The organism is Streptomyces sp. NRRL S-87 (genome assembly GCF_000719335.1).
Lineage (GTDB): Bacteria > Actinomycetota > Actinomycetes > Streptomycetales > Streptomycetaceae > Streptomyces.
The window spans coordinates 1-20860 of sequence record NZ_JOGB01000050.1; the positions used below are offsets into that span (position 1 = coordinate 1).

Consider the following 20860-nt stretch of genomic DNA (forward strand, 5'->3'; position numbering starts at 1 on the left):
GCCGTCGTTCAGGGACACCAACGGGGCGCCCGCAGCGATGGCCATGTCCATGATCTTGTGGATCTTCGTCGCGTGGGCCTCACCCAGCGCGCCACCGAAAATCCGGAAGTCGTGCGCGTACACGAAGACCGTGCGGCCCTCGACCGTGCCCCAACCGGTGATGACACCGTCGGTGTACGGCTTGCGCGCCTCCAGCCCGAAGCCCTGGGCGCGGTGCCGGCGCAGCTGCTCCACCTCACGGAAGGAGCCCGCGTCGAGCAGCAGCTCGATGCGCTCGCGGGCCGTCAGCTTGCCCTTGGCGTGCTGCGCCTCGGTCGCGCGGTCACTGGGGCCGCGGCGCGCCTGCTCGCGCAGGGCGTGCAGCTCGGCCACGCGGCCGCGAGCGTCCGTCGGCTCGCCGGGGGTCTGGTCCACAACGGTCATGTACCGACCTTACGAAGCCGACGAAGCAAATCTCTCCGTTGGCTCTCCACAGTCTCGCGCGTGTTCCGCTGTCCGTCCCGGACAGAACCGTTCGCCGCTGTGGGCGAGTCACCAGATGGGACCAATGGCCTTTGTGGAGTCTCCACAAGGATGCGTCACCCCGGCGAGTTCTGTTGAAATTTGAACGGAATGGGTCTAGTGTCGTTCTCGTTGAAAGTTCAACATTCAACGAACCGCTCTCCGGGTACCCCGCCCGGACCCGCTCACCGGAGGACACCATGGCTCTCTTCAACCGTCGCACCAAGGAGACCACCCCGAACGCCGCCCCGGCCGGCTCCGTCGCCACCGTCGCGGTGGACCCCGCGCTCGCCGCGCTCACCGGTGACTACGTCATCGACCCGGCCCACAGCAGCATCGGCTTCACCGTCCGCCACGCGATGGTGACCAACGTCCGCGGCTCCTTCGCCGACCACGAGGGCACCCTCCACCTGGACGGCTCCGACCCGGCCCGCTCCACGGCCGCCATCGACGTCAAGATCGCCTCCGTGGACACCGGCATCGCCGACCGCGACGGCCACCTGCGCAGCGGTGACTTCTTCGACGCCGAGACGTTCCCGCTGATGACCTTCCGCTCCACCGAGGCCGCGTTCCTCGGCGGGGACACCTACCGGATCACCGGCGACCTCACGATCAAGGACGTCACCCGCCCGCTCTCCATCGACCTGGAGTTCAACGGCTCCGCCACCGACCCGTACGGCAACCAGCGCGTCGGCTTCGAGGGCAGCACGGACATCCTGCGCTCGGACTGGGGCCTGACCTGGAACGCTGCGCTGGAGACCGGCGGCGTCGTGGTGAGCGACAAGGTGAAGCTGACCTTCGACATCTCCGCGATCAAGCAGGCCTGACCCCGGACCGGGAGTACGGACCCCACGGGGGCGGCCACCGCGCCGCCCCCGCCGCCGTGCACCCCCGAACCGGCCGGGGGTCAGAAGCCGCCCCCGCCGTCGAACCCGCCGTCGAACCCGCCGCCGCCCCCGTCGAACCCGCCCCCGCCACCGAAGTCACCGCCGCCGAAGCCCGACGCGTCGAAGTCGGCGCCGGAGACGTCGCCCCCGTCGTAGCCGCCGTACCCGCTCTCGTACCCGCCGAAGTCGGAGGCGTAGGCCGGGGTCGCCATCATCGACCCCAGCATCGTGCCCACGAGCAGGCCGGGCAGGATCCCGCCGCCGAAGTACCCACCCGCCCAGGGCCCGTACACCGGGCCCGCGTCGTAGTACGGGCGCGGCCCGTGCTCGGTGTCGACGGTCCGCACCAGCGGGTCCCGGCCCTGGCGCAGCCGCACCGCGTCGGCCGCGCACACCGGGACGGTGCGCACCGCTCCCCCGGCCGGGGCCCAGTCCGCGTCGTCGGTGGACGGCCCGTGGCGCGGGTCGAAGAAGCAGGGCGCCCGGCGCTCGGGCAGCGGCCGGCCCTCCCGGCGCGCGGCGAGCACGGCCAGCGCGAAGCGGCCGTCCTCCAGGGCCCGGGTCACCCCGCGCACCTCGTCCGGGTGCCGCACCCGCCCCATGATCTGCTTGGCCCCGTCGTAGGCGTCGAGGGCCTTCTCGTACTCCGCCCGCATGGCGTCGTCGGCGCCCGCCTCGCCGGGGTGGAAGTCGAGCCGGTCGAGCTCCTCGCCGAAGGCGGTGATGTCCTCGTCCACGACCACGCGCAGCTTCTCGACGGCCTCGCGCTCGCGCTCCTCCTTCCTCTTCCGGTTGCGGCGCACCAGGGTGTACGCACCCGCCCCGCCGGCCACGAGCAGTCCGCCGACCACGACCAGGCCGACGGTGGAGCTGCCGCCGGAGGAGCCGCCGGTGCCGGACCAGGAGTCCGGGGCGTGGCCCCGGGTCTGGGGCAGGGCCTGGTCGACGAAGGAGTTGAGCTGGGTGGTGGCGTCGACCGGGCCGCCCGCCTTGGCGGCGGCGACCAGGTTGCCGACCGCCTGCCGGGACAGGACCACCGGGTCGGCGCCCGCGTTGAAGCCGTCGCCGAGCCGGATCGCGTACAGGCCGGTGATGCCGGTCCCGGTGCGCACGGTGCGCAGCACGCTGGACGCCGGGAACTCGTCGGTCGCGGGCAGGACCGCCACGAAGACCGGCTTGTCCGCGTCCTTGATCTTCTCGGCCAGTGCGTCGGCCGCCGCCGGCGGCAGCTGCGCCGCGGCCCGCGGGTCGACGTACACCGGACCCTTCCGCAGGGCCTCGGCCACGGCGGCGGGACCGGTGGCGGGGCTCGTGGCCGTGGGGCGGGACGCCCCGGTCAGGGCCGAGGCGGCGGGGGCCGTCCCGACGGCTCCCGCGGACAGGACGAGCAGCAGCCCGAACAACACGGCCAGGACGGGCGGTGCGGACGGTGCGGACATCAGCCTGGTCCTCATATCCTCGACGCTACCCGAACGGGGGGTTTTCGGGCGTTTCGATGGGATAAGGGGCAGGTTGCCCGGCTCACTCGGTGGGCTGGATGCCCTGCCGGAGCAGGCCGTAGGTGAAGGCGTCGACGAGCGCCTGCCACGAGGCGCCGATGACGTTGTCGGCGACGCCGACGGTGGCCCACTCGTTCTCGCCGTCGGAGGTCGTGATCAGCACGCGGGTCGTGGACTCGGTGCCGTGCTTGCCCTCCAGGATGCGGACCTTGTAGTCCACCAGCTCGAACTTGGCCAGCTGCGGGTAGAACCGCTCCAGCGCGACGCGCAGCGCCCGGTCGAGGGCGTTGACGGGGCCGTTGCCCTCGGCGGTGGCGACGATCCGCTCGCCCTTGGCCCAGATCTTGACCGTGGCCTCGTTGGCGTGGTTGCCGTCGGGGCGCATCTCGGCGATGGCCCGCCAGGACTCGGTGCGGAAGTAGCGGCGGGCGCGGCCCTCTGCCTCGGCGCGCAGCAGCAGCTCGAAGGAGGCGTCGGCGGCCTCGTACGTGTAGCCGGCGAGCTCGCGCTCCTTGACCCGCTCGACCACCCGGGAGACCAGGGCGCGGTCGCCGCCGAGGTCGACGCCGAGCTCCTTGCCCTTGAGCTCGATGGAGGCGCGGCCGGCCATGTCGGAGACCAGCATGCGCATGGTGTTGCCGACCCGCTCGGGGTCGATGTGCTGGTAGAGGTCCGGGTCGACCTTGATGGCGGAGGCGTGCAGCCCGGCCTTGTGGGCGAAGGCCGAGACGCCGACGTACGGCTGGTGGGTGGAGGGGGTCAGGTTGACCACCTCGGCGATGGCGTGCGAGATGCGGGTCATCTCGGCCAGCGCACCGGAGGGCAGCACCTTGCGGCCGTACTTGATCTCCAGGGCGGCGACGACGGGGAAGAGGTTGGCGTTGCCGACCCGCTCGCCGTAGCCGTTGGCGGTGCACTGGACGTGGGTGGCGCCCGCGTCGACGGCGGCCAGGGTGTTGGCGACGGCGCAGCCGGTGTCGTCCTGGGCGTGGATGCCCAGGCGGGCGCCCGTGTCGGCCAGCACGGTGGAGACCACGGCCTGGATCTGGGCGGGGAGCATGCCGCCGTTGGTGTCGCACAGGACCACGACGTCCGCCCCGGCCTCGTGGGCGGTGCGCACCACGGACTTGGCGTACTCGGGATTGGCGCGGTAGCCGTCGAAGAAGTGCTCGCAGTCGACGAACACCCGACGCCCTTGTTCGCGCAGGTAGGAGACGGTGTCGCGGACCATCTCCAGGTTCTCGTCGAGGGTGGTGCGCAGGGCCAGCTCGACGTGCCGGTCGTGCGACTTGGCGACCAGGGTGATCACCGGGGCCCCGGACTGGAGCAGCGCCTTGACCTGGGGGTCCTCGGAGGCCTTGCCGCCGGCCCGGCGCGTGGCGCCGAACGCGACCAGTTGGGCGTTCCTGAACTCGATCTCGGCACGGGCCCGGGCGAAGAACTCGGTGTCGCGGGGGTTGGCACCGGGCCAGCCGCCCTCGATGAAGCCCACCCCGAAGTCGTCCAGGTGACGGGCGATCGTCAGCTTGTCCGCGACGGTGAGGTTGATGCCTTCGCGCTGGGCGCCGTCGCGCAGCGTGGTGTCGAAGACGTGGAACGCGTCGTCGATGACCTCTGTCGTCATGCTGGTCTGACTCCTGTCGGATGAGTGGTCCGGATGCCCGGGATCCACTTGCTCCCATCTTCGCGCGAGATCCGCCCCCGGCAGGAATGGGGCCGGGAAACGAAAAAACCCCTCGCGGGTGCGAGAGGTCTGCGCGCGGGTCTGGGGCACGATGTCCGCCACCACGGGGGATGTCCCGTGGTCAGCGGTCAAAGCGGACCGGCGCGCTGCTTCCCATAATCATGGTGAAGGCCAGCACGCCCGCAGTCTTGCACACGGCCGGGCGCGCCCGAGACGGCATCTCACGATGCGGTCGTCGGCCGGGTCACATGCCGGGCGCCGGGTCGGGCCGCAGCCCGTCCTCGACGAACTCTCGTACGTGGTCCAGGATCCCCGCCCGGTCCAGGAGCGGCAGCCCGACGGCCAGCTGGATGCTGAAGCCGTCCAGCAGGGCGCGGGTACGCGTGGCGAAGCGGTCGGCGTCCACCGCGCGGAACTCGCCGCGGGAGACGCCCTCGGCGAGCAGGGCCACCAGGTCGCGGTGCCAGGCGCCCTCGATGGCGGCCTGCCGGTCGCGCTCCTCGGGGCCGGCCTCCTGGGAGCGGTTCCAGACCTCCAGCCAGAGCGTCCAGTGCGGGTCGCGGGGGCCGTCCGGCACGTACAGGTCGACGTACGCGGCGAGCCGCTCGCGCACCGGGGCGCGGCGGGAGAGCAGGGCGGAGCGGGCGGCGCCGAGGTTGGCCTCGCTCCACTCCAGGGTCTGGAGCAGGAGCTCGTCCTTGGTGCGGAAGTAGTAGAGGAGGTGGCCGCTGCTCATGCCGACCTCGCGGCCGAGGGCGGCCATGGTGAGGCCGTCCAGGCCGCGCTCGGCGATCATGGCCATGGCGGCCGCGAGGACCTCCTCGCGCGGCGGCGCGTTCTTCCGCGCACGCGCCCCACCCGCCATGGCCACTCCTCTACCTCGTCACACCTTGGGCTGCTGCTGGGTGATGCAGTGGATGCCGCCACCCCCGGCAAAGATCGTACGGGCGTCCACGAGCGTGACCGTACGGTCCGGGAACAGGCCCCGGAAGATCTCGGCCGCCTCCTCGTCGCGCGGGTCGTCGAAGGCGCACAGTACGACGCCGTCGTTGCAGATGAGGTGGTTGATGTAGGAGTAGTCCACCCACTCGCCGTCCTCCTCCAGGACGGTCGGGGCGGGGATCTCCACGACCTCCAGGCGGCGCCCCCGCGCGTCGGTGGCGGCGCGCAGCAGGGCGGCGATGGTCTTGCACCGCTCGTGGTCGGGGTGGGCCGGGTCGGGCTGCGCGTGGACCATGACCACGCCCGGGCGGGCGAAGGCGGCGACGATGTCGACGTGGCCCTGGGTGCCGTAGGTGCCGTAGTCGCCGGCCAGGCCGTAGGGCAGCCAGATGGCCTTGGTGGTGCCGAGGTGGGCGTGGATCTCGGCCTCGACCTGCTGGCGGGTCCAGCCGGGGTTGCGGCCCTCGCCGAGCTGCACGGTGTCGGTCAGGAGCACGGTGCCCTCGCCGTCCACGTGGATGGCACCGCCCTCGTTGACGAGTGCGGTGCTGTACGTGCGGGTGCCTGCGAGGTCGGAGACGTGCCGGGCGATCTTGGAGTCGTGCTCCCAGCGGGCCCACTCCTGGGCACCCCAGCCGTTGAAGGTCCAGTCGACGGCCGCCAGTTCGCCCCGGTCGTTGGTGACGAAGGTGGGGCCGATGTCGCGCATCCAGGCGTCGTCGAGCTCACGCTCCACGACCGTGAGTTCGTGGCCGTCGCCGGCGCCGGCGATCGCGCGGGCGACGGCGGCGTCGCCGGGGCTCACCACGAGGGTCACGGGCTCGTGGGCGCGCACGGCGCGGGCCACCGCGCCCCACGCCGCGCGGGCCTCGGCGAGCTCCTCGGCAGTGGTGAAGGTCGGGTTGGGGCTGGGCCAGGCCATCCAGGTGCGCTCGTGGGGTGCCCACTCGGCGGGCATGCGGAAGCCGTCGGCGGCGGGGGTACCGGCAGGGTGCGTCATGGTCGGGTCCTTCGGGGTGGTGCGGGGCGCGGGCGGGCTGCGGGGCGGTGCCCGCGCGGTCCGGGGTGGGTCCGCGGGGCGGGGCGCGGGCTACAGGAAGTACAGGCGGTTCAGGGCGATCGAGTCGGCGGCCGGCGACTGCAGCGGGCTGCCGTCGAGGGTGACCAGGCCGCTGGTGCGGTCCACGTCGACCGCGCCCACCCGGGAGTTGAGGAGCAGGTCCTTCGGGCCGATGCCGCGGGTGCCGCGGACGGCGACCCGGCGGCGCCGGGTGGGCATCTCGTCCGAGCCCAGCGCGGCGGCCGCGGCGGAGACGAACGCGACCGAGATGTCCGCGGCCGTGGCCCCGTACGCGCCGAACTGCGGTCCGAGGACGAGGGGTTCGCAGGTGTCGGTGGCGGCGTTGGGGTCGCCGGTGACGCCGTAGGCGGGGAAGCCGGACTTCAGCACGAGCTGGGGCTTGGCGCCGAAGAACTGGGGGCGCCACAGGACGATGTCGGCGAGCTTGCCGACCTCGATGGAGCCGATCTCGTGGGCCAGGCCGTGGGCGAGGGCCGGGTTGATGGTGAGCTTGGCGATGTAGCGCAGGACGCGGGCGTTGTCGTCGCCCTCGCCGTCGCCGTCCAGCGGGCCGAGCTCGGCCTTCATCTTGGCGGCCATGGCGAAGGTGCGGCGGACGGTCTCACCGGCCCGGCCCATGCCCTGGGCGTCGGAGGAGGTGATGCCGATCGCCCCGAGGTCGTGCAGCACGTCCTCGGCGCCCATGGTCCCGGCGCGGATGCGGTCGCGGGCCATGGCGGCGTCACCGGGCAGGTCCGGCTTGAGGTCGTGGACGGAGACGATCATCCCGTAGTGCTCGGCGACCGCGTCGCGGCCGAAGGGCAGGGTCGGGTTGGTCGAGGAGCCGATGACGTTCGGCACGCCCGCCATCTTCAGCACGTTGGGGACGTGGCCGCCGCCGCAGCCCTCGATGTGGAAGGCGTGGATCGTCCGGCCTTCGAGCACCTTCAGGGTGTCCTCGACGGAGAGGCACTCGTTCAGGCCGTCGGAGTGGAGGGCGACCTGGACGTCGTGCTCCTCGGCGACGCGCAGGGCGGTGTCCAGGGCGCGGGTGTGGGCGCCCATGTCCTCGTGGACCTTGAAGCCGGACGCGCCTCCCTCGGCGAGGGCCTCCACCAGCGGCGCGGCGTCCGAGGACGAACCACGGGCCAGGAAGCCGATGTTCACCGGCCACGCGTCGAAGGCGTTGAAGGCGTGCTTGAGCGCCCACGGGGAGTTGACCCCGACGCCCCAGACGGGTCCGAACTCCTGGCCGATGATCGTGGTGACGCCCGCGGCGAGCGAGGCCTCCATGACACGCGGGGACAGCAGGTGCACGTGGGTGTCGACGGCGCCGGCGGTGGCGATCAGACCCTCGCCGGAGACGATGCTCGTGCCGGTGCCGACGACGACGTCGACGCCGTCGAGGGTGTCGGGGTTGCCGGCCCGGCCGATGGCGTGGATGCGGCCCTCGCGGATGCCGATCGACACCTTGCGGATGCCGAGCACCGCGTCGATCACCAGCACGTTGCTGATGACGACGTCGCAGGTCTCGCGGACCGCGGCCGCCTTCAGGTGCAGCCCGTCGCGGGCGGTCTTGCCGAAGCCGGCCAGGAACTCGTCGCCGGGCTTCTGCGCGTCGGACTCGACCCGTACGGTCAGCCCGGAGTCGCCCAGCCGGACCCGGTCGCCGGCGCGCGGGCCGAAGACGGCCGCGTACTCGTGCGGGTCGATGTGGCGGCTGCCGGGGGCGCAGTGGTCGCTGTGCCTGCTGGGCCTGCTCATCGCCGGTCCTCCTTCACTCCCAGGTAGCCGCACGCGGCGGCGCGGCGCAGGGCCTCTTCCTTCGCTCCCGGCGCGTCGAGCGGTCCGTCGACCAGGCCCGCGAAGCCGATGGCGATCCGGTCGCCGCCGATCGGTACGAGCCCCACCTCGGCCTCGCCGAGCGGGTCGAAGCGGACCGAGGAGCCGGCGGGAACGCACAGCCGCATGCCGTAGGCCGCGGCGCGGTCGAAGTCCAGTCGGGGGTTGGCCTCGAAGAAGTGGAAGTGCGAGGTCACGCTCACCGGCACCGTCGCCGTGTTGCGCACGGGCAGGGTGACGGCCGGCTCGGGCGCCGGGGTCTCGGGGCCGGGTACGACCGCACCGGGGGCGTCGGCGCCGAGGCCGGCGGCGCCCTTGATGGGCGCGGACACCACGGCCAGCCGGGAGCCGTCGTCGAAGACGGCCTCGACGTGCACCTCGGTCACCACGTCGGCGACGCCGGGCAGCACGTCCTCGGGGCCGAGCACGCTGCGGGCGGCCTCGATGGCCTCGGCCAGCCGCTTTCCGTCGCGGGCGGCCTCGCAGACCGTGTCGGCGATCAGGGCCGTGGCCTCGGGAACGTTGAGTCTCAGGCCGCGGGCCCGGCGGGCCCGGGCCAGTTCCGCGGCGCCGAAGAGCAGCAGCCGGTCGCGCTCCGTGGGAGTCAGTCGCACGACGTCCACCTCCAAGGGTTTAGAGCATCACTCTAACTCTTCATTTCGTTGGCGTGAATCATTGACCTGACAGCAGACCTGAGTCACATTGAGTGTCGTTCAAAGAAAAACGGAACCCTGACGTCCGCCGGGGTGCCGTCCGTCACCGGAATGCGACCGTCCCCGTTCCGTCCTCGCCAGGGAGCGCCCTTCATGCCGATAGAACAGCGCGGAGTCGACACCATCCCCGAGGAAGAGCGCACGAGCGGCCCGCGGGACCTCGTGGCGATCCTGCTCGGCTCGAACCTCTGCCTCGGCGTGATCGTCTTCGGCTGGCTGCCTCCCTCCTTCGGGCTGGGCTGGTGGCCGTCCGTCACCGCGATCGTGGCCGGAACGCTCGCCGGAATCGCGGTCACCGCGCCGCTCGCGCTGATCTCGCTGCGCACCGCGACCAACCTGTCGACGTCCTCCGGCGCGCAGTTCGGCGTCCGCGGCCGCCTGGTCGGCTCGATCGTGGGCCTGCTGCTCTCGCTCGGCTACACCGCCCTGACCCTGTGGATCGGCGGCGACGTGATGGTGGGCGCGCTCTCCCGGCTCACCGGCCTGCCGAACAGCGGCGTCTCGCGTGCCGTGATGTACGGCGCCCTGGCCGCCTGTACGGTCGTCGGGGCCGTCTTCGGCTACCGGCTGCTGCTGCGGATGAGCAAGGTGCTGTCGATCGGGATGGTGATCCTCCTCGCGATCGGCGTGTACGCGTACGCCGGCGACTTCACCACCGCCGCCCCGCCGGACACCCCGTACCTGCTGGGCTCCTTCTGGCCGACCTGGCTGCTGGCCGTGGTCGCGGCGGGCCTCAGCGGACCCGTCGCCTTCATCACGCTGCTGGGCGACTACACCCGCTACGTCTCCCCGGTCCGGCACAGCTCCCGCACGGTCTTCTGGGCCACCTGCCTCGGCCTGTTCGTCGGCCTGCTGACCCCGCAGCTGTTCGGCACCTACACCGCCCTGGCGGCCAAGGCCGGACTGGAGTACGCCGCCCCGCTCGTGGCGGCCTCGCCCCTCTGGTACCTCGTGCCGCTGCTGCTGGCCGCCTCCGCGGGCTCCGTCGGCAACGCCGGCCTGATGCTCTACTCGATGGGCCTGGACCTGGACGCGATCGTGCCCAGGGCCACCCGCACCAAGGCGACCGTGATCGCCGCGGCCGTCGCCACCGCCTTCGTCTTCGTCGGCTCCTTCGAGTGGAACGCGCAGGCCGCGATGACCTCGTTCGTGCTGCTGCTCACCGCGATCGGCACCCCGTGGGCCGTCATCACCCTGATCGGCTTCGTCCGCTGCAGGGGCGTGTACGACGCCGACGCCCTCCAGGTCTTCAACCGGCGCTCGCGCGGCGGCGTCTACTGGTACCGCGCCGGCTGGAACCTGCCGGCCACCGTCTCCTGGGCGCTGGGCGCCGGGGTGGGCCTGTGCGCCGTCTCCACCACCGTGTACGAGGGCCCGCTGCTGGCCCTGACCGGCGGGGTGGACTGCAGCTTCGTCCTCTCGGGACTGGTGGGCGGCCTCGCCTACCTGCTCCTGACCGCCCGCTCCTCCGCGCCCGCGGCCGCCCCTGCACCGGCGGCCGATCCCGTGGAGGCCTCCGCGTGACCGACTGACACGGTCGCGCCGGGCGTCCCGCCACACGGCACGGACGCCCGAACCCCCGCGGCCGGCCCTCACCGGCCACGGAAAAGGCCCGCCCCCGGATCCTCACCGGGGGCGGGCCTTCGTATGTCCGTACGACGGGTGGCGTCGTACCCGCGGACTAGCCGAGCGGGTGCATCCAGCCGTGGGTGTCCTCGGCCTGGCCGGTCTGGAGGTCGAGGAGCGCCTTGCGGAGCTTCATCGTGACCTCGCCGGGCTCGCCGTTGCCCTGGCTCCAGTCGCCGCCCTTGGACTTCACGGAGCCGACCGGGGTGATGACGGCCGCGGTGCCGCAGGCGAAGACCTCGGTCAGGGTGCCGTTCGCGGCGTCGCGCTTCCAGTCCTCGGTGGAGATCCGGCCCTCCTCGGCGGTGTAGCCGAGGTCGCGGGCGATCTTCAGCAGCGAGTCGCGGGTGATGCCCGGCAGCAGCGAGCCGGTGAGCTCGGGGGTGACGATGCGGTCGCCGTACACGAAGTACAGGTTCATGCCGCCCATCTCCTCGATCCAGCGGTGCTCGACCGCGTCGAGCCAGACCACCTGGTCGCAGCCGTGGCCGGCGGCCTCGGCCTGGGCGACGAGGGAGGCGGCGTAGTTGCCGCCGGTCTTGGCGGCGCCGGTGCCGCCCTTGACGGCGCGGACGTAGTCCTCGGAGAGCCAGACGGAGACCGGCTTGACGCCACCGGGGAAGTACGCGCCGGCCGGCGAGGCGATGACGATGAAGAGGAACTCGTTGGCGGGGCGGACGCCCAGGCCGACCTCGGCCGCGAACATGAAGGGCCGCAGGTACAGCGAGGCCTCGCCGGAGCCGGGCACCCAGTCGCGGTCCTGCTGGATCAGTGCGTCGCAGGCGGCGATGAACAGCTCGGTGGGCAGCTCGGGCATGGCCATGCGGCGGGCGGAGGCCTGGAAGCGCTCCGCGTTGGCCTCCGGGCGGAAGGTGGCCACGGTGCCGTCGGGCTGCCGGTACGCCTTGAGGCCCTCGAAGATCGTCTGGGCGTAGTGCAGCGTCATGTTCGCCGGGTCGATGGACAGCGGCGCGTACGGGACGAGCTCGGCGTCGTGCCAGCCGCGTCCCTCCGTCCACTTGATCGTCACCATGTGGTCGGTGAAGTGGCGGCCGAATCCGGGGCTGGCCAGGATCGCCTCGCGCTCCGCGTCGGACAGCGGGTTCGAGGAGGGCTTGAGCTCGATCGTGGGCGTCGTCATGAGTGCTAGTCCTTCACCGGTTGTGTGTGACGGACCGCGCTCACGCCGTACGGGACTGCAGGACGTCCGGCCTGAGGACGTCCGCGCATTCCCGCATGCCGCGGCCCCACGTTCGATTATCGCGCGGGGGCCGCCTGCGGAGAAACGGGTGGTGGCGGTCCGGGGAAGATGGTGGCACCCGGGGACCGCAAAGGAGAAGCCGCCGGGGCCCGTGGAGAGCGACCCGGCGGCTGTTCACCTGGATCGTGCGGTCCGCGCGCCCTGGTCTTTCGTACGGGCGCGCGGACTGGAGTGGATCGGGGTGGGCGGCCGGGTCAGCCGGCTACTCGGGCGGCGAGCGCGTCGCCGATCTGGTCCGTGCTGCGGAACGTGCCGTCGCGCTCCGCGAGGTCGGCGGAGACGGCGTCCTCGATGCGGGCGGCCCGGTCCTCGTGGCCGAGGTGGCGCAGCAGCAGGGCGACCGACAGGATCGTCGCGGTCGGGTCGGCCTTGCCGGTGCCGGCGATGTCCGGGGCCGAGCCGTGGACGGGCTCGAACATGGACGGGAAGGCGCCGGTGGGGTTGATGTTGCCGGAGGCGGCCAGGCCGATGCCCCCGGTCACGGCCGCGGCCAGGTCGGTGAGGATGTCGCCGAAGAGGTTGTCCGTGACGATGACGTCGAAGCGCTCGGGCTGCGTGACGAAGAAGATCGTCGCGGCGTCGACGTGCAGGTAGTCGGTGGTGACCTCGGGGTACTCCTGGCCGACCTTGTCGAAGATGTTCTTCCACATGTGGCCCGCGTACACGAGCACGTTGTTCTTGTGGACGAGGGTCAGCTTCTTGCGGGGGCGGGCGTCGGCGCGCTCGTACGCGTCCCGGACCACCCGCTCGACACCGTAGGCGGTGTTGACGCTGACCTCGGTGGCCACCTCGGCGGGGGTGCCGGTGCGCAGGGAGCCGCCGTTGCCGGTGTACGGGCCCTCGGTGCCCTCGCGGACCACGACGAAGTCGATCTCCGGACGGCCGGCCAGCGGGGTGGCCGTGTTCGGGAACAGCTTCGAGGGCCGCAGGTTGATGTAGTGGTCGAAGGCGAACCGGAGCTTGAGCAGCAGGCCACGCTCGAGCACGCCGGAGGGGACCGAGGGGTCTCCGATGGCGCCGAGCAGGATGGCGTCGTGCTGCTTGAGGGACTCGAGCTCCGCGTCCGGGAGGGTCTCACCCGTGCGGTGCCAGCGCCGGGCGCCGAGGTCGTACTCCTTGGTCTCCAGCTTCACGTCCTGCGGCAGGACGGCGGAGAGGACCTTGAGGCCCTGCGCCACGACTTCCTGGCCGATGCCGTCGCCGGGGATCACTGCGAGATTGATGCTGGTCGACATGACGGCACCGTACTCCTTGTCCCATCCGCTGACACATCACGTCCAACATCCGGACGTGACGTGTCTTCGCACAAGGTGCGGCGGAGGTGTCGGTCTGCGGGGCTGCGGCCGGCGTCAGTGGCCGGTCACGCCGCCGTTGTCCCGACGGTCCAGGGCGCGCTGGAGGGCGGCCGCGGCGTTCTTGCGGTCGGCGTCGGGAGAGGCGGCGGAGGTGTGACGGACGCGGGCACGGCGGACGGCGGTGACTGCGGACATGGTGATCGACTCCTTGAGATCACGGCGCGGCGGGACCGCGCATGAGGGGGTTCCTTCAAGGCGCCGGAAGGGGCGGGGAGTCGGGCGCCGCAGGGGTTGCCTGCGCGGGGCGCGCGCTCACGGCCGCCATTCGCTGGATCAGCGAGACGTTCGGCTCCTACAAAGCTAGGACAGGTCGCGCTGTATGTCTCTGCACTTACTCGGACTTCCTACTATCTGAGACGGCACTTCCCCCGGAAGAGCTCCCTCAAGACGCCTGGTGTCCCACCCGCAACTCCCTGATCAGGGCTTTCACGGCCAGGGAGGAAGCGGCCTCGGGGGTGGTGACGTAGCCCACGGTGCGGGTCGGGCGGTCGGGTCCGAGGTCCGCGATCGCGACGGAGGCGCTTGCTCCGTTCAGGGACAGTGCGGGCATGATCGCCATCCCGAGACCCCGCTCGACCATGGCGAGCACCATGCCGTCGTCCTCGGCCTGCACGGTGGCCCGCGGGATCCAGTCCTGCCGCCGCCACCAGGCCCGGGTGTACGAGCCGCAGTTCTCGTCCCAGTCCACCAGCGGCAGCGCCCTGGGGTCCGGATGGCCGGCCGGGTGCACCAGGGAGTACGGCTCCTCGGCGAGCGCGCCGGTCAGCAGCCCCTCCGGGAGCGCGGCCGAGCCGCCCAGGGTCGCGATCCCGATGTCGGCACGGCCCGCCGCGACCTCGCCCGCGGTACCGGCGCCCAGTTCCCGGACGACCCGCACCTCGGGCTCGACGTCCGGGTGCCGGCGGTGCAGCCGCTCCAGCGCGGGTGGCAGCAGGTGCAGGGCGGCGCTGCGGAAGGCGGCGACGCGCAGCGGTCCGGCGGCCCGTGGCGGGGCCCCGGCCGGCGCGCGGCCGGCGGAACGGGCGTCGGCGACGAGGAGGTCGAGCTGGCGCAGCACGCGGCGGGCGTGGCCGGCGGCCAGTTCACCGGCGGGGGTGGGGGCGGCGCCCCGGCGGCCCCGGGTGAAGAGGACCGTGCCGATCTTCGCCTCGGTACCGCGGACGGAGTGGGACACCGCCGACTGGGTGAGGCCGAGGGCGACCGCGGCGGCGGTGAAGGAGCCGGTGTCGGCGACCGCGGCCAGGACCCGCAGTTCCTGGGGGGCGAGTTCGGGCGCGGGGGTCATGGGAGGCTCCCACCTCGTCGTATGAGCAGTGCTCATGGATCTCGTGCTGCCATGAGGCCAACCCCCTGCTTCCGTCCGCCATTCCTTCCTAGCGTCGTGCCCATGACCGACACCGCTCGTTACGTGCACCTGACCGCCCGACCCACCGGCTTCCCCACCGCCGCCGACTTCACGTACGTCGAGGGCCCCGTGCCCTCCCCCGCGGCCGGCACGGCCGTGGTCGAGAACCTGCTGCTCTCCGTGGACCCCTACCACCGCGGCCTGATGGACGGCGGCGAGGGCGGCTTCGCGCTCGGCGCCCCCCTGGAGGGCCGCGCGGTCGGCCGGGTCGTCGCCTCCCGGGACCCGGGACTGGCCGAGGGCGACCTGGTCTTCCACCGCGGCGGCTGGCGCACGCACGCCGTCGTCGCGTCCGGCGTGGACGGCACGCGCCGGCTGCGGAACTGGCAGGGCGTGCCGCTGGAGGCGTACCTCAGCATCCTCGGCGGCACCGGCCTGACGGCGTACGCGGCACTCACCCGCACCGCGCGCTTCGAGAAGGGCGAGGACCTCTTCGTGTCGGCGGCCGCGGGCGGGGTGGGCACGGCCACCGCGCACATCGCACGGCTGCTGGGCGCCGGACGGATCGTGGGCAGCGCCGGTTCGCCGGCCAAGGTGCGCCACCTGACCGAACGGCTGGGCTTCGACGCGGCCTTCGACTACCACGACGGGCCGGTGGGCGAGCAGTTGGCCGCGGCCGCCCCCGACGGGATCGACGTGTACGTGGACAACGTGGGCGGGGACCACCTGGAGGCGGCGATCGACGCGCTGCGCGAGTTCGGCCGCATCGCCTGGGTGGGCGCCCTGTCGATGTACAACGGCGACCGCTCGCCGGCCGCGCCGCGCAACCTCTTCGAGGTCGTGCACAAATCACTGCGCATGGAGGGCGTATTGGTTCGCCACCACACCAATCTCCAGGACGAACTGGAGGAGTTCCTGGTCCCGCATCTGCGCAATGGTTCGGTGACCGTGGACGTGACCGTAATGGACGGGTTCGATCGCACCGTCGACGCTTTCGTCGGGATGCTGCACGGCGAGAACACCGGCAAGATGCTGGTGCGGACGGGGGTTTGAACCGGTCCGTCCGGCTCCGCTCCATCCGCCACCGGAAGTTGACCCACGCCTTACTGCACGGATCTAGACCTTTGGAGGCCTGACCCCCACCCTTGGCTCGGCGTTGCCGCTGGGGCACGCGGGACACTCGCAGACGTGAAGGGCGGGGCATGACTCCCATCAGCCGCAGGGGATTCGTCGGGATCGGGGCCGGACTCGTGGCGGGGACCGCGCTGCCCGCGGCCGCCGGCCCGGCCTCGGCGGCCGCGCCGGCCGCCACCGGCACGATCACGGACGTCAAGCACGTGGTGATCCTGATGCAGGAGAACCGCAGCTTCGACCACTACTTCGGCCGCCTCAGGGGCGTCCGCGGCTTCGGCGACCGGGCCGCGGTCAACATCCCCGGTGGCTGGGGCATGTTCAACCAGCCCAACTGGGGCGGCCGCCACTACCCGTGGAAGCTCAGCGCCACTCCCCCGGCCGGCGGGGCCGACGGCCGGACCCTCGCCCAGTGCACCGGGGACCTGCCGCACAGCTGGACCTCGCAGCACGCCGCCTGGAACAAGGGCCGCCTCGACAACTGGGTCACCGGCGTCGGGAACACCCGCACGCTCGGCTACCTGGACCGCGGTGACATCCCGTTCCACTACGCCCTCGCCGACGCCTACACGGTCTGCGACGCGTACTTCTGCTCCGCGCTCAGCGCGACCGGCCCCAACCGGACGTTCCTGTGGAGCGGCAAGGTGGAGGCCGCCAGCAAGGACGGCGGGGAGGAGTCGGGCCTGACCTGGGAGACGTACGCCGAGGCGCTGGAGCGCGCCGGGGTGAGCTGGAAGGTCTACCAGAACGCGGCCGACAACTACGGCGACAACGGCCTGGCGTACTTCAAGAAGTTCACCGACGCCCGGCCCGGCGACCCGCTGTGGGACAAGGGCATGGGCTCGGTGCCGCGGACCACCGGCTCCACCCCCGACGACATCGCCGCCGCCATCCGCGCCGACGCGCTGGCCGGCACGCTGCCGCAGGTGTCGTGGGTCGTCGCCAGCGAGGCCTTCAGCGAGCACCCGTACGCCCCGCCCGGCGACGGCGCGCACTTCGTGGACCTCGTCCACCGGGCGCTGGCCGCGAACCCGGAGGTCTTCGACTCCACCGTCCTCTTCCTCAACTACGACGAGAACGACGGCTTCTTCGACCACGTCCCGCCGCCGGTGCCGCCCGCCGGGACCCCGGGCGAGTTCGTCGACGGGGTGCCGATCGGGCTCGGCTTCCGGGTCCCGATGCTGGTGATGTCGCCGTGGACCCGGGGCGGCTGGGTGAGCTCCGAGGTCTTCGACCACACCTCCGTGCTGCGGTTCCTGGAGACGTGGACGGCGGCCCTCGGCAGGCCGGCCACCTGCCCGAACATCAGCGCGTGGCGCCGGAAGGTGACGGGCGACCTGACCGGGGTCTTCGACTTCGCCCACCCGGTGTACGGCGTACCGGCGAACCTGCCGGGCACGGCGAAGGTCATCGGCCAGGCCACCTGCGCCCCGATGCCGAACCCGGTACCCCAGGACAACGCGCTGCCGTCGGTCGAGGCGGGCACCCGGCCGGCCCGCGCCCTGCCGTACCAGGTCAACGGCAACCTGGACCGCCTGGAGTTCGGCGCCGCCGGCAGGGTCCTGGCCTGGTTCTCGATGACCAACCAGGGCGCTCCGGCCAGGAGCGCCGCGCACTTCTCGATCCACCCGCACCAGCACCGCGACACCACGCCGTACCAGTACACCGTCGATCCGGGCGGCACGGCGACCGACTCCTTCAACATCGGTCTGGGCTACGGCCTGGGCAGGTACGACATCTCGATGACCGGCCCGAACCGCTTCCTGCGCCGGTTCATCGGCGACGCCAACCAGGCGGGCAGGGACTACGAGGTGGCGGCCCGCTACGCGGTCGAGCAGGGCACGGGCAAGCTGGCCCTCTGGTTCGAGATCACCAACCGGTCGTCCGCCGCGGCCACGTTCACGATCCGCTCCAACGCCTACCGCTCGGACGGGCCCTGGACGTACACGGTCCCGGCGGGCGGCTCGACGGAGGACTACTTCAACCAGGTGGCGTACTGCAACGGCTGGTACGACTTCACGGTGCTGGCGGGCTCCGACGGCACGTGGTCGCGGCGCTACACGGGCCACCTGGAGACGGGCGCGCCGAGCGTGAGCGGCTGACCGACGACGCCCCGGTCAGGCCGGCCCGTGGTGGGTGGATGGAGACCGCCCCCGCTCCGGGCTTGGGGGTACCGGAGCGGGGGCGGGGTTCGAGGGGGCCGGGCCCCCGGACGAGGTGCGGCTCGTCCGGGGGCGGACCCGGGTGGGCCCGGGAGGGGGCCCGGGGGGCGTCAGCCCATGTGGGGGTAGCCGTACTCGGTCGGCGGGACCAGCGTCTCCTTGATGGAGCGGGTCGAGGTCCAGCGCAGGAGGTTGGACGCGGCGCCGGCCTTGTCGTTCGTGCCCGAGGCACGGCCGCCGCCGAAGGGCTGCTGGCCGACCACGGCGCCGGTCGACTTGTCGTTGATGTAGAAGTTGCCCGCGGCGAAGCGGAGCTTCTCCATCGTGTCGGCGGCCGCGTAGCGGTCCTGCGCGATGACGGAGCCGGTCAGGGCGTAGGCCGAGACGTTCTCCATCTGCGCGAGCATCTCGTCGTACTTGTCGTCCTCGTAGACGTGCACGGCGAGGATCGGGCCGAAGTACTCGGTCGTGAAGACCTCGTTCTCCGGGTCGGTGCACTCGATGACGGTCGGGCGGACGAAGTAGCCCTCCGAGTCGTCGTACGTGCCGCCGGCGACGATCGTGCAGGTCGGGTCCGACTTCGCGCGGTCGATGGCGGCCTTGTTCTTGGCGAAGGACCGCTCGTCGATGACGGCGCCGATGAAGTTCGACAGGTCTCGGACGTCACCCATGGTGATGCCGTCGACCTCGGCGGCGAACTGCTCCTTGAAGCCGTCGTTCCAGATGGAGGCCGGGACGTACGCGCGGGAGGACGCGGAGCACTTCTGGCCCTGGAACTCGAAGGAGCCGCGGGTCAGCGCGGTCTTCAGGATCGCGCGGTCCGCCGACGGGTGCGCGACGACGAAGTCCTTGCCGCCGGTCTCGCCGACCAGGCGCGGGTAGGACCGGTACTTCTCGATGTTGTTGCCGACCGTCTTCCACAGGTACTGGAAGGTCTTGGTCGAGCCGGTGAAGTGGATGCCGGCCAGCTCGGGGTGGTTCAGGGCGACCTCGGAGACGGCCAGGCCGTCGCCCGTGACGAGGTTGATGACGCCCTTGGGCAGGCCCGCCTCCTCCAGCAGCTGCATGAGCAGCACGGCGGCGTGGGTCTGGGTCGGGGACGGCTTCCAGACGACCACGTTGCCCATCAGGGCCGGGGCGGTCGGCAGGTTGCCGGCGATCGCGGTGAAGTTGAACGGCGTGATCGCGTAGACGAAGCCCTCGAGCGGGCGGTGGTCGCTGCGGTTCCACACGCCGGCGGAGTGGGCGACCGGCTGCTCGGCCAGGATCTGGCGGGCGAAGTGGACGTTGAAGCGCCAGAAGTCGACGAGCTCGCAGGGGGTGTCGATCTCGGCCTGCTGCGCGGTCTTCGACTGGCCCAGCATCGTGGAGGCGGCCAGGGTCTCGCGCCACGGGCCGGACAGCAGCTCGGCGGCGCGCAGGATGATCGCGGCGCGGTCGTCGAAGGACATGGCGCGCCAGGCCGGGGCGGCGGCCAGGGCGGCGTCGATGGCGTCCTGGGCGTCCGCCTCGGTGGCGTTGGCGTACGTACCGATGACGGACTTGTGGTCGTGCGGCTGGACCACGTCGAAGCGGTCGCCACCGCCCATGCGCTTCTCGCCGGCGATGGTCATCGGGAGCTCGATCGGGTTCTCCGACAGCTCCTTGAGCTTGGCCTCGAGCCGCGCGCGCTCCGGGCTGCCGGGCGCGTAGCTGTGGACCGGCTCGTTGACCGGCGCGGGGACCTGGGTCACTGCGTCCATGGGACTGGTAACTCCTTGACCTAGTTCTTGGTGATCATCGAGCGGACGAAGAAGAGGAGGTTGGCGGGCTTCTCCGCCAGGCGGCGCATGAAGTAGCCGTACCAGTCGGTGCCGTACGCCGTGTACACGCGCATGCGGTGCCCCTCGGCAGCCAGCCGCAGGTGCTCCTCGCTGCGGATGCCGTAGAGCATCTGGAACTCGTACTCGTCCAGCTTGCGCCCGGCCTTGCGGGCCAGCTCCTGGGTGATGGCGATCAGGCGCGGGTCGTGGGACCCGATCATCGGGTAGCCCTCGCCGTCCATCAGGGTCTTCAGGATGCGGACGTACGCCTTGTCGATCTCCGCCTTGTCCTGGTACGCGACGGAGGCGGGCTCCTTGTAGGCGCCCTTGACGATGCGCACGCGGCTGCCGGCGGCGGCCAGGCGACGGGCGTCGGCCTCGGTGCGGAAGAGGTACGCCTGGATGACGCAGCCGGTCTGCGGGAAGTCCTTCCGCAGCTCCTCGTGGATGGCGAACATCGAGTCGAGGGTGGTGTGGTCCTCGGCGTCCAGCGTCACGGTCGTGCCGATGGCGGCGGCCGCCTCGACGACCGGGCGGACGTTGGCCAGGGCCAGCTCGTGGCCGCCCTCGAGGGACTGCCCGAACATGGAGAGCTTGACCGACATCTCGGCCCGCTCGCCCAGCTCCAGCTCCTTGAGGTGCTCGATGAGCTCCAGGTACGCGTCGCGGGCGGCGTAGGACTGCTCCACGGTGGTGATGTCCTCGCCGACGACGTCGAGGGTGACCTCGAGGCCCTTCTGCGAGAGGTCCGCGACGATCGGGATCACCTGGTCGACCGTCTCACCGGGGATGAAGCGGTTCACCACGGGCTTCGTGACCGGAGCGGCAGAGACGATCTTGCGCATCTTGTCGCTGCGGGACGCGGCGAGGATCAGGGGACCCAGCACGGGGCACCTCCAACGGGTGGCAGAGGGACCGACATCGCGGGTGTGGGCGATGTCCGTCAAAGGAACGCAAATAAAACCACCGTGAAACCTAAGGATCTCCTGAATCCTGGGCTATCGACAGCTGTCACGCATCCGTGGCCGCGACTTCAGACATCTGTCTGAA

The 20860-nt window shown here is 71.8% G+C and carries 17 protein-coding genes; 4 read left to right on the top strand and 13 right to left on the bottom strand.

Annotation, left to right across the window (positions count from 1 at the left end):
- Positions 1-423, bottom strand: a 423-nt coding sequence (locus IF43_RS0126735; protein ID WP_030205780.1) for a carboxyl transferase domain-containing protein, incomplete at its 3' end; no start/stop codon positions are given.
- 278 nt (positions 424-701) lie between these two features.
- Between IF43_RS0126735 and IF43_RS0126740 the strand changes: the two genes are divergently transcribed.
- Positions 702-1328 (top strand): YceI family protein, encoded by a 627-nt coding sequence (locus IF43_RS0126740; RefSeq protein ID WP_030205783.1) that lies wholly within the window; start codon positions 702-704, stop codon positions 1326-1328.
- Positions 1329-1408: 80 nt separating this feature from the next.
- Here IF43_RS0126740 and IF43_RS0126745 read toward each other — a convergent pair whose 3' ends face one another.
- The 6 genes from IF43_RS0126745 to ureA all read right to left on the bottom strand — a co-directional run bounded on the left by IF43_RS0126745 (position 1409) and on the right by ureA (position 9029).
- Positions 1409-2842 (bottom strand): hypothetical protein, encoded by a 1434-nt coding sequence (locus IF43_RS0126745; RefSeq protein WP_030205785.1) that lies wholly within the window; start codon positions 2840-2842, stop codon positions 1409-1411.
- Between the two features lie 67 nt (positions 2843-2909).
- Positions 2910-4511 carry a citramalate synthase gene (cimA, locus tag IF43_RS0126750; RefSeq protein ID WP_030205788.1) on the bottom strand — a complete coding sequence of 534 codons (1602 nt, stop codon included), beginning with the start codon at positions 4509-4511 and terminating at the stop codon, positions 2910-2912.
- Positions 4512-4815: 304 nt separating this feature from the next.
- A complete protein-coding gene (locus IF43_RS0126755; RefSeq protein ID WP_030205794.1) occupies positions 4816-5436 on the bottom strand; it encodes a TetR/AcrR family transcriptional regulator in 621 nt (206 codons plus the stop codon).
- A gap of 18 nt (positions 5437-5454) precedes the next feature.
- Positions 5455-6513 (bottom strand): agmatine/peptidylarginine deiminase, encoded by a 1059-nt coding sequence (locus tag IF43_RS0126760; protein ID WP_051796228.1) that lies wholly within the window; start codon positions 6511-6513, stop codon positions 5455-5457.
- A 90-nt stretch (positions 6514-6603) separates the two neighbouring features.
- The gene (locus IF43_RS0126765) at positions 6604-8337 is read right to left on the bottom strand and encodes an urease subunit alpha (protein ID WP_051796229.1); all 1734 of its coding nucleotides are present in this window, start codon (positions 8335-8337) and stop codon (positions 6604-6606) included.
- Positions 8334-9029, bottom strand: a complete 696-nt coding sequence (gene ureA, locus IF43_RS0126770; RefSeq protein WP_030205810.1) for an urease subunit gamma — start codon at positions 9027-9029, stop codon at positions 8334-8336. The genes IF43_RS0126765 and ureA overlap by 4 nt, the downstream gene beginning before the upstream one ends.
- A gap of 192 nt (positions 9030-9221) precedes the next feature.
- Here ureA and IF43_RS0126775 point away from each other — a divergent pair, with 192 nt between their 5' ends.
- Positions 9222-10652: a cytosine permease gene (locus IF43_RS0126775; RefSeq protein ID WP_030205813.1), complete on the top strand. Its 1431-nt coding sequence runs from the start codon at positions 9222-9224 to the stop codon at positions 10650-10652.
- Positions 10653-10809: 157 nt separating this feature from the next.
- Here IF43_RS0126775 and IF43_RS0126780 read toward each other — a convergent pair whose 3' ends face one another.
- The 4 genes from IF43_RS0126780 to IF43_RS0126795 all read right to left on the bottom strand — a co-directional run bounded on the left by IF43_RS0126780 (position 10810) and on the right by IF43_RS0126795 (position 14655).
- The gene (locus IF43_RS0126780; RefSeq protein WP_030205819.1) at positions 10810-11895 is read right to left on the bottom strand and encodes a branched-chain amino acid aminotransferase; all 1086 of its coding nucleotides are present in this window, start codon (positions 11893-11895) and stop codon (positions 10810-10812) included.
- Positions 11896-12209: 314 nt separating this feature from the next.
- Positions 12210-13250, bottom strand: a complete 1041-nt coding sequence (locus tag IF43_RS0126785; protein ID WP_030205822.1) for a 3-isopropylmalate dehydrogenase — start codon at positions 13248-13250, stop codon at positions 12210-12212.
- A gap of 114 nt (positions 13251-13364) precedes the next feature.
- Positions 13365-13505, bottom strand: a complete 141-nt coding sequence (locus IF43_RS41110) for a hypothetical protein (protein ID WP_107048601.1) — start codon at positions 13503-13505, stop codon at positions 13365-13367.
- Between the two features lie 247 nt (positions 13506-13752).
- Positions 13753-14655, bottom strand: coding sequence for a LysR family transcriptional regulator (locus tag IF43_RS0126795; protein ID WP_030205823.1), 903 nt, complete (start codon positions 14653-14655; stop codon positions 13753-13755).
- 102 nt (positions 14656-14757) lie between these two features.
- On the opposite strand from IF43_RS0126795, the gene IF43_RS0126800 reads away from it, so the two are divergent.
- Both IF43_RS0126800 and IF43_RS0126805 read left to right on the top strand, forming a co-directional pair.
- Positions 14758-15768, top strand: coding sequence for an NADP-dependent oxidoreductase (locus IF43_RS0126800; RefSeq protein WP_030205824.1), 1011 nt, complete (start codon positions 14758-14760; stop codon positions 15766-15768).
- A gap of 149 nt (positions 15769-15917) precedes the next feature.
- Entirely contained in the window at positions 15918-17948 is a 2031-nt protein-coding gene (locus IF43_RS0126805) for a phosphocholine-specific phospholipase C (RefSeq protein WP_030205825.1), read from the top strand.
- A 170-nt stretch (positions 17949-18118) separates the two neighbouring features.
- On the opposite strand, the gene pruA is transcribed toward IF43_RS0126805, so the two are convergent.
- Entirely contained in the window at positions 18119-19750 is a 1632-nt protein-coding gene (pruA, locus tag IF43_RS0126810; RefSeq protein ID WP_030205826.1) for an L-glutamate gamma-semialdehyde dehydrogenase, read from the bottom strand.
- A 20-nt stretch (positions 19751-19770) separates the two neighbouring features.
- Positions 19771-20697 (bottom strand): proline dehydrogenase family protein, encoded by a 927-nt coding sequence (locus IF43_RS0126815; RefSeq protein ID WP_030205827.1) that lies wholly within the window; start codon positions 20695-20697, stop codon positions 19771-19773.
- Between the last annotated feature and the right edge of the window lie 163 nt (positions 20698-20860).

Bases quoted from the DNA above. Each gene is read 5' to 3' on its own strand.
- IF43_RS0126740 (WP_030205783.1), top strand. From the start codon at position 702: ATGGCTCTCTTCAACCGTCGCACCAAGGAGACCACCCCGAACGCCGCC.
- IF43_RS0126745 (WP_030205785.1), bottom strand. From the start codon at position 2,842: ATGAGGACCAGGCTGATGTCCGCACCGTCCGCACCGCCCGTCCTGGCC.
- cimA (WP_030205788.1), bottom strand. From the start codon at position 4,511: ATGACGACAGAGGTCATCGACGACGCGTTCCACGTCTTCGACACCACG.
- IF43_RS0126755 (WP_030205794.1), bottom strand. From the start codon at position 5,436: ATGGCGGGTGGGGCGCGTGCGCGGAAGAACGCGCCGCCGCGCGAGGAG.
- IF43_RS0126760 (WP_051796228.1), bottom strand. From the start codon at position 6,513: ATGACGCACCCTGCCGGTACCCCCGCCGCCGACGGCTTCCGCATGCCC.
- IF43_RS0126765 (WP_051796229.1), bottom strand. From the start codon at position 8,337: ATGAGCAGGCCCAGCAGGCACAGCGACCACTGCGCCCCCGGCAGCCGC.
- IF43_RS0126775 (WP_030205813.1), top strand. From the start codon at position 9,222: ATGCCGATAGAACAGCGCGGAGTCGACACCATCCCCGAGGAAGAGCGC.
- IF43_RS0126780 (WP_030205819.1), bottom strand. From the start codon at position 11,895: ATGACGACGCCCACGATCGAGCTCAAGCCCTCCTCGAACCCGCTGTCC.
- IF43_RS0126785 (WP_030205822.1), bottom strand. From the start codon at position 13,250: ATGTCGACCAGCATCAATCTCGCAGTGATCCCCGGCGACGGCATCGGC.
- IF43_RS41110 (WP_107048601.1), bottom strand. From the start codon at position 13,505: ATGTCCGCAGTCACCGCCGTCCGCCGTGCCCGCGTCCGTCACACCTCC.
- IF43_RS0126795 (WP_030205823.1), bottom strand. From the start codon at position 14,655: ATGACCCCCGCGCCCGAACTCGCCCCCCAGGAACTGCGGGTCCTGGCC.
- IF43_RS0126800 (WP_030205824.1), top strand. From the start codon at position 14,758: ATGACCGACACCGCTCGTTACGTGCACCTGACCGCCCGACCCACCGGC.
- IF43_RS0126805 (WP_030205825.1), top strand. From the start codon at position 15,918: ATGACTCCCATCAGCCGCAGGGGATTCGTCGGGATCGGGGCCGGACTC.
- pruA (WP_030205826.1), bottom strand. From the start codon at position 19,750: ATGGACGCAGTGACCCAGGTCCCCGCGCCGGTCAACGAGCCGGTCCAC.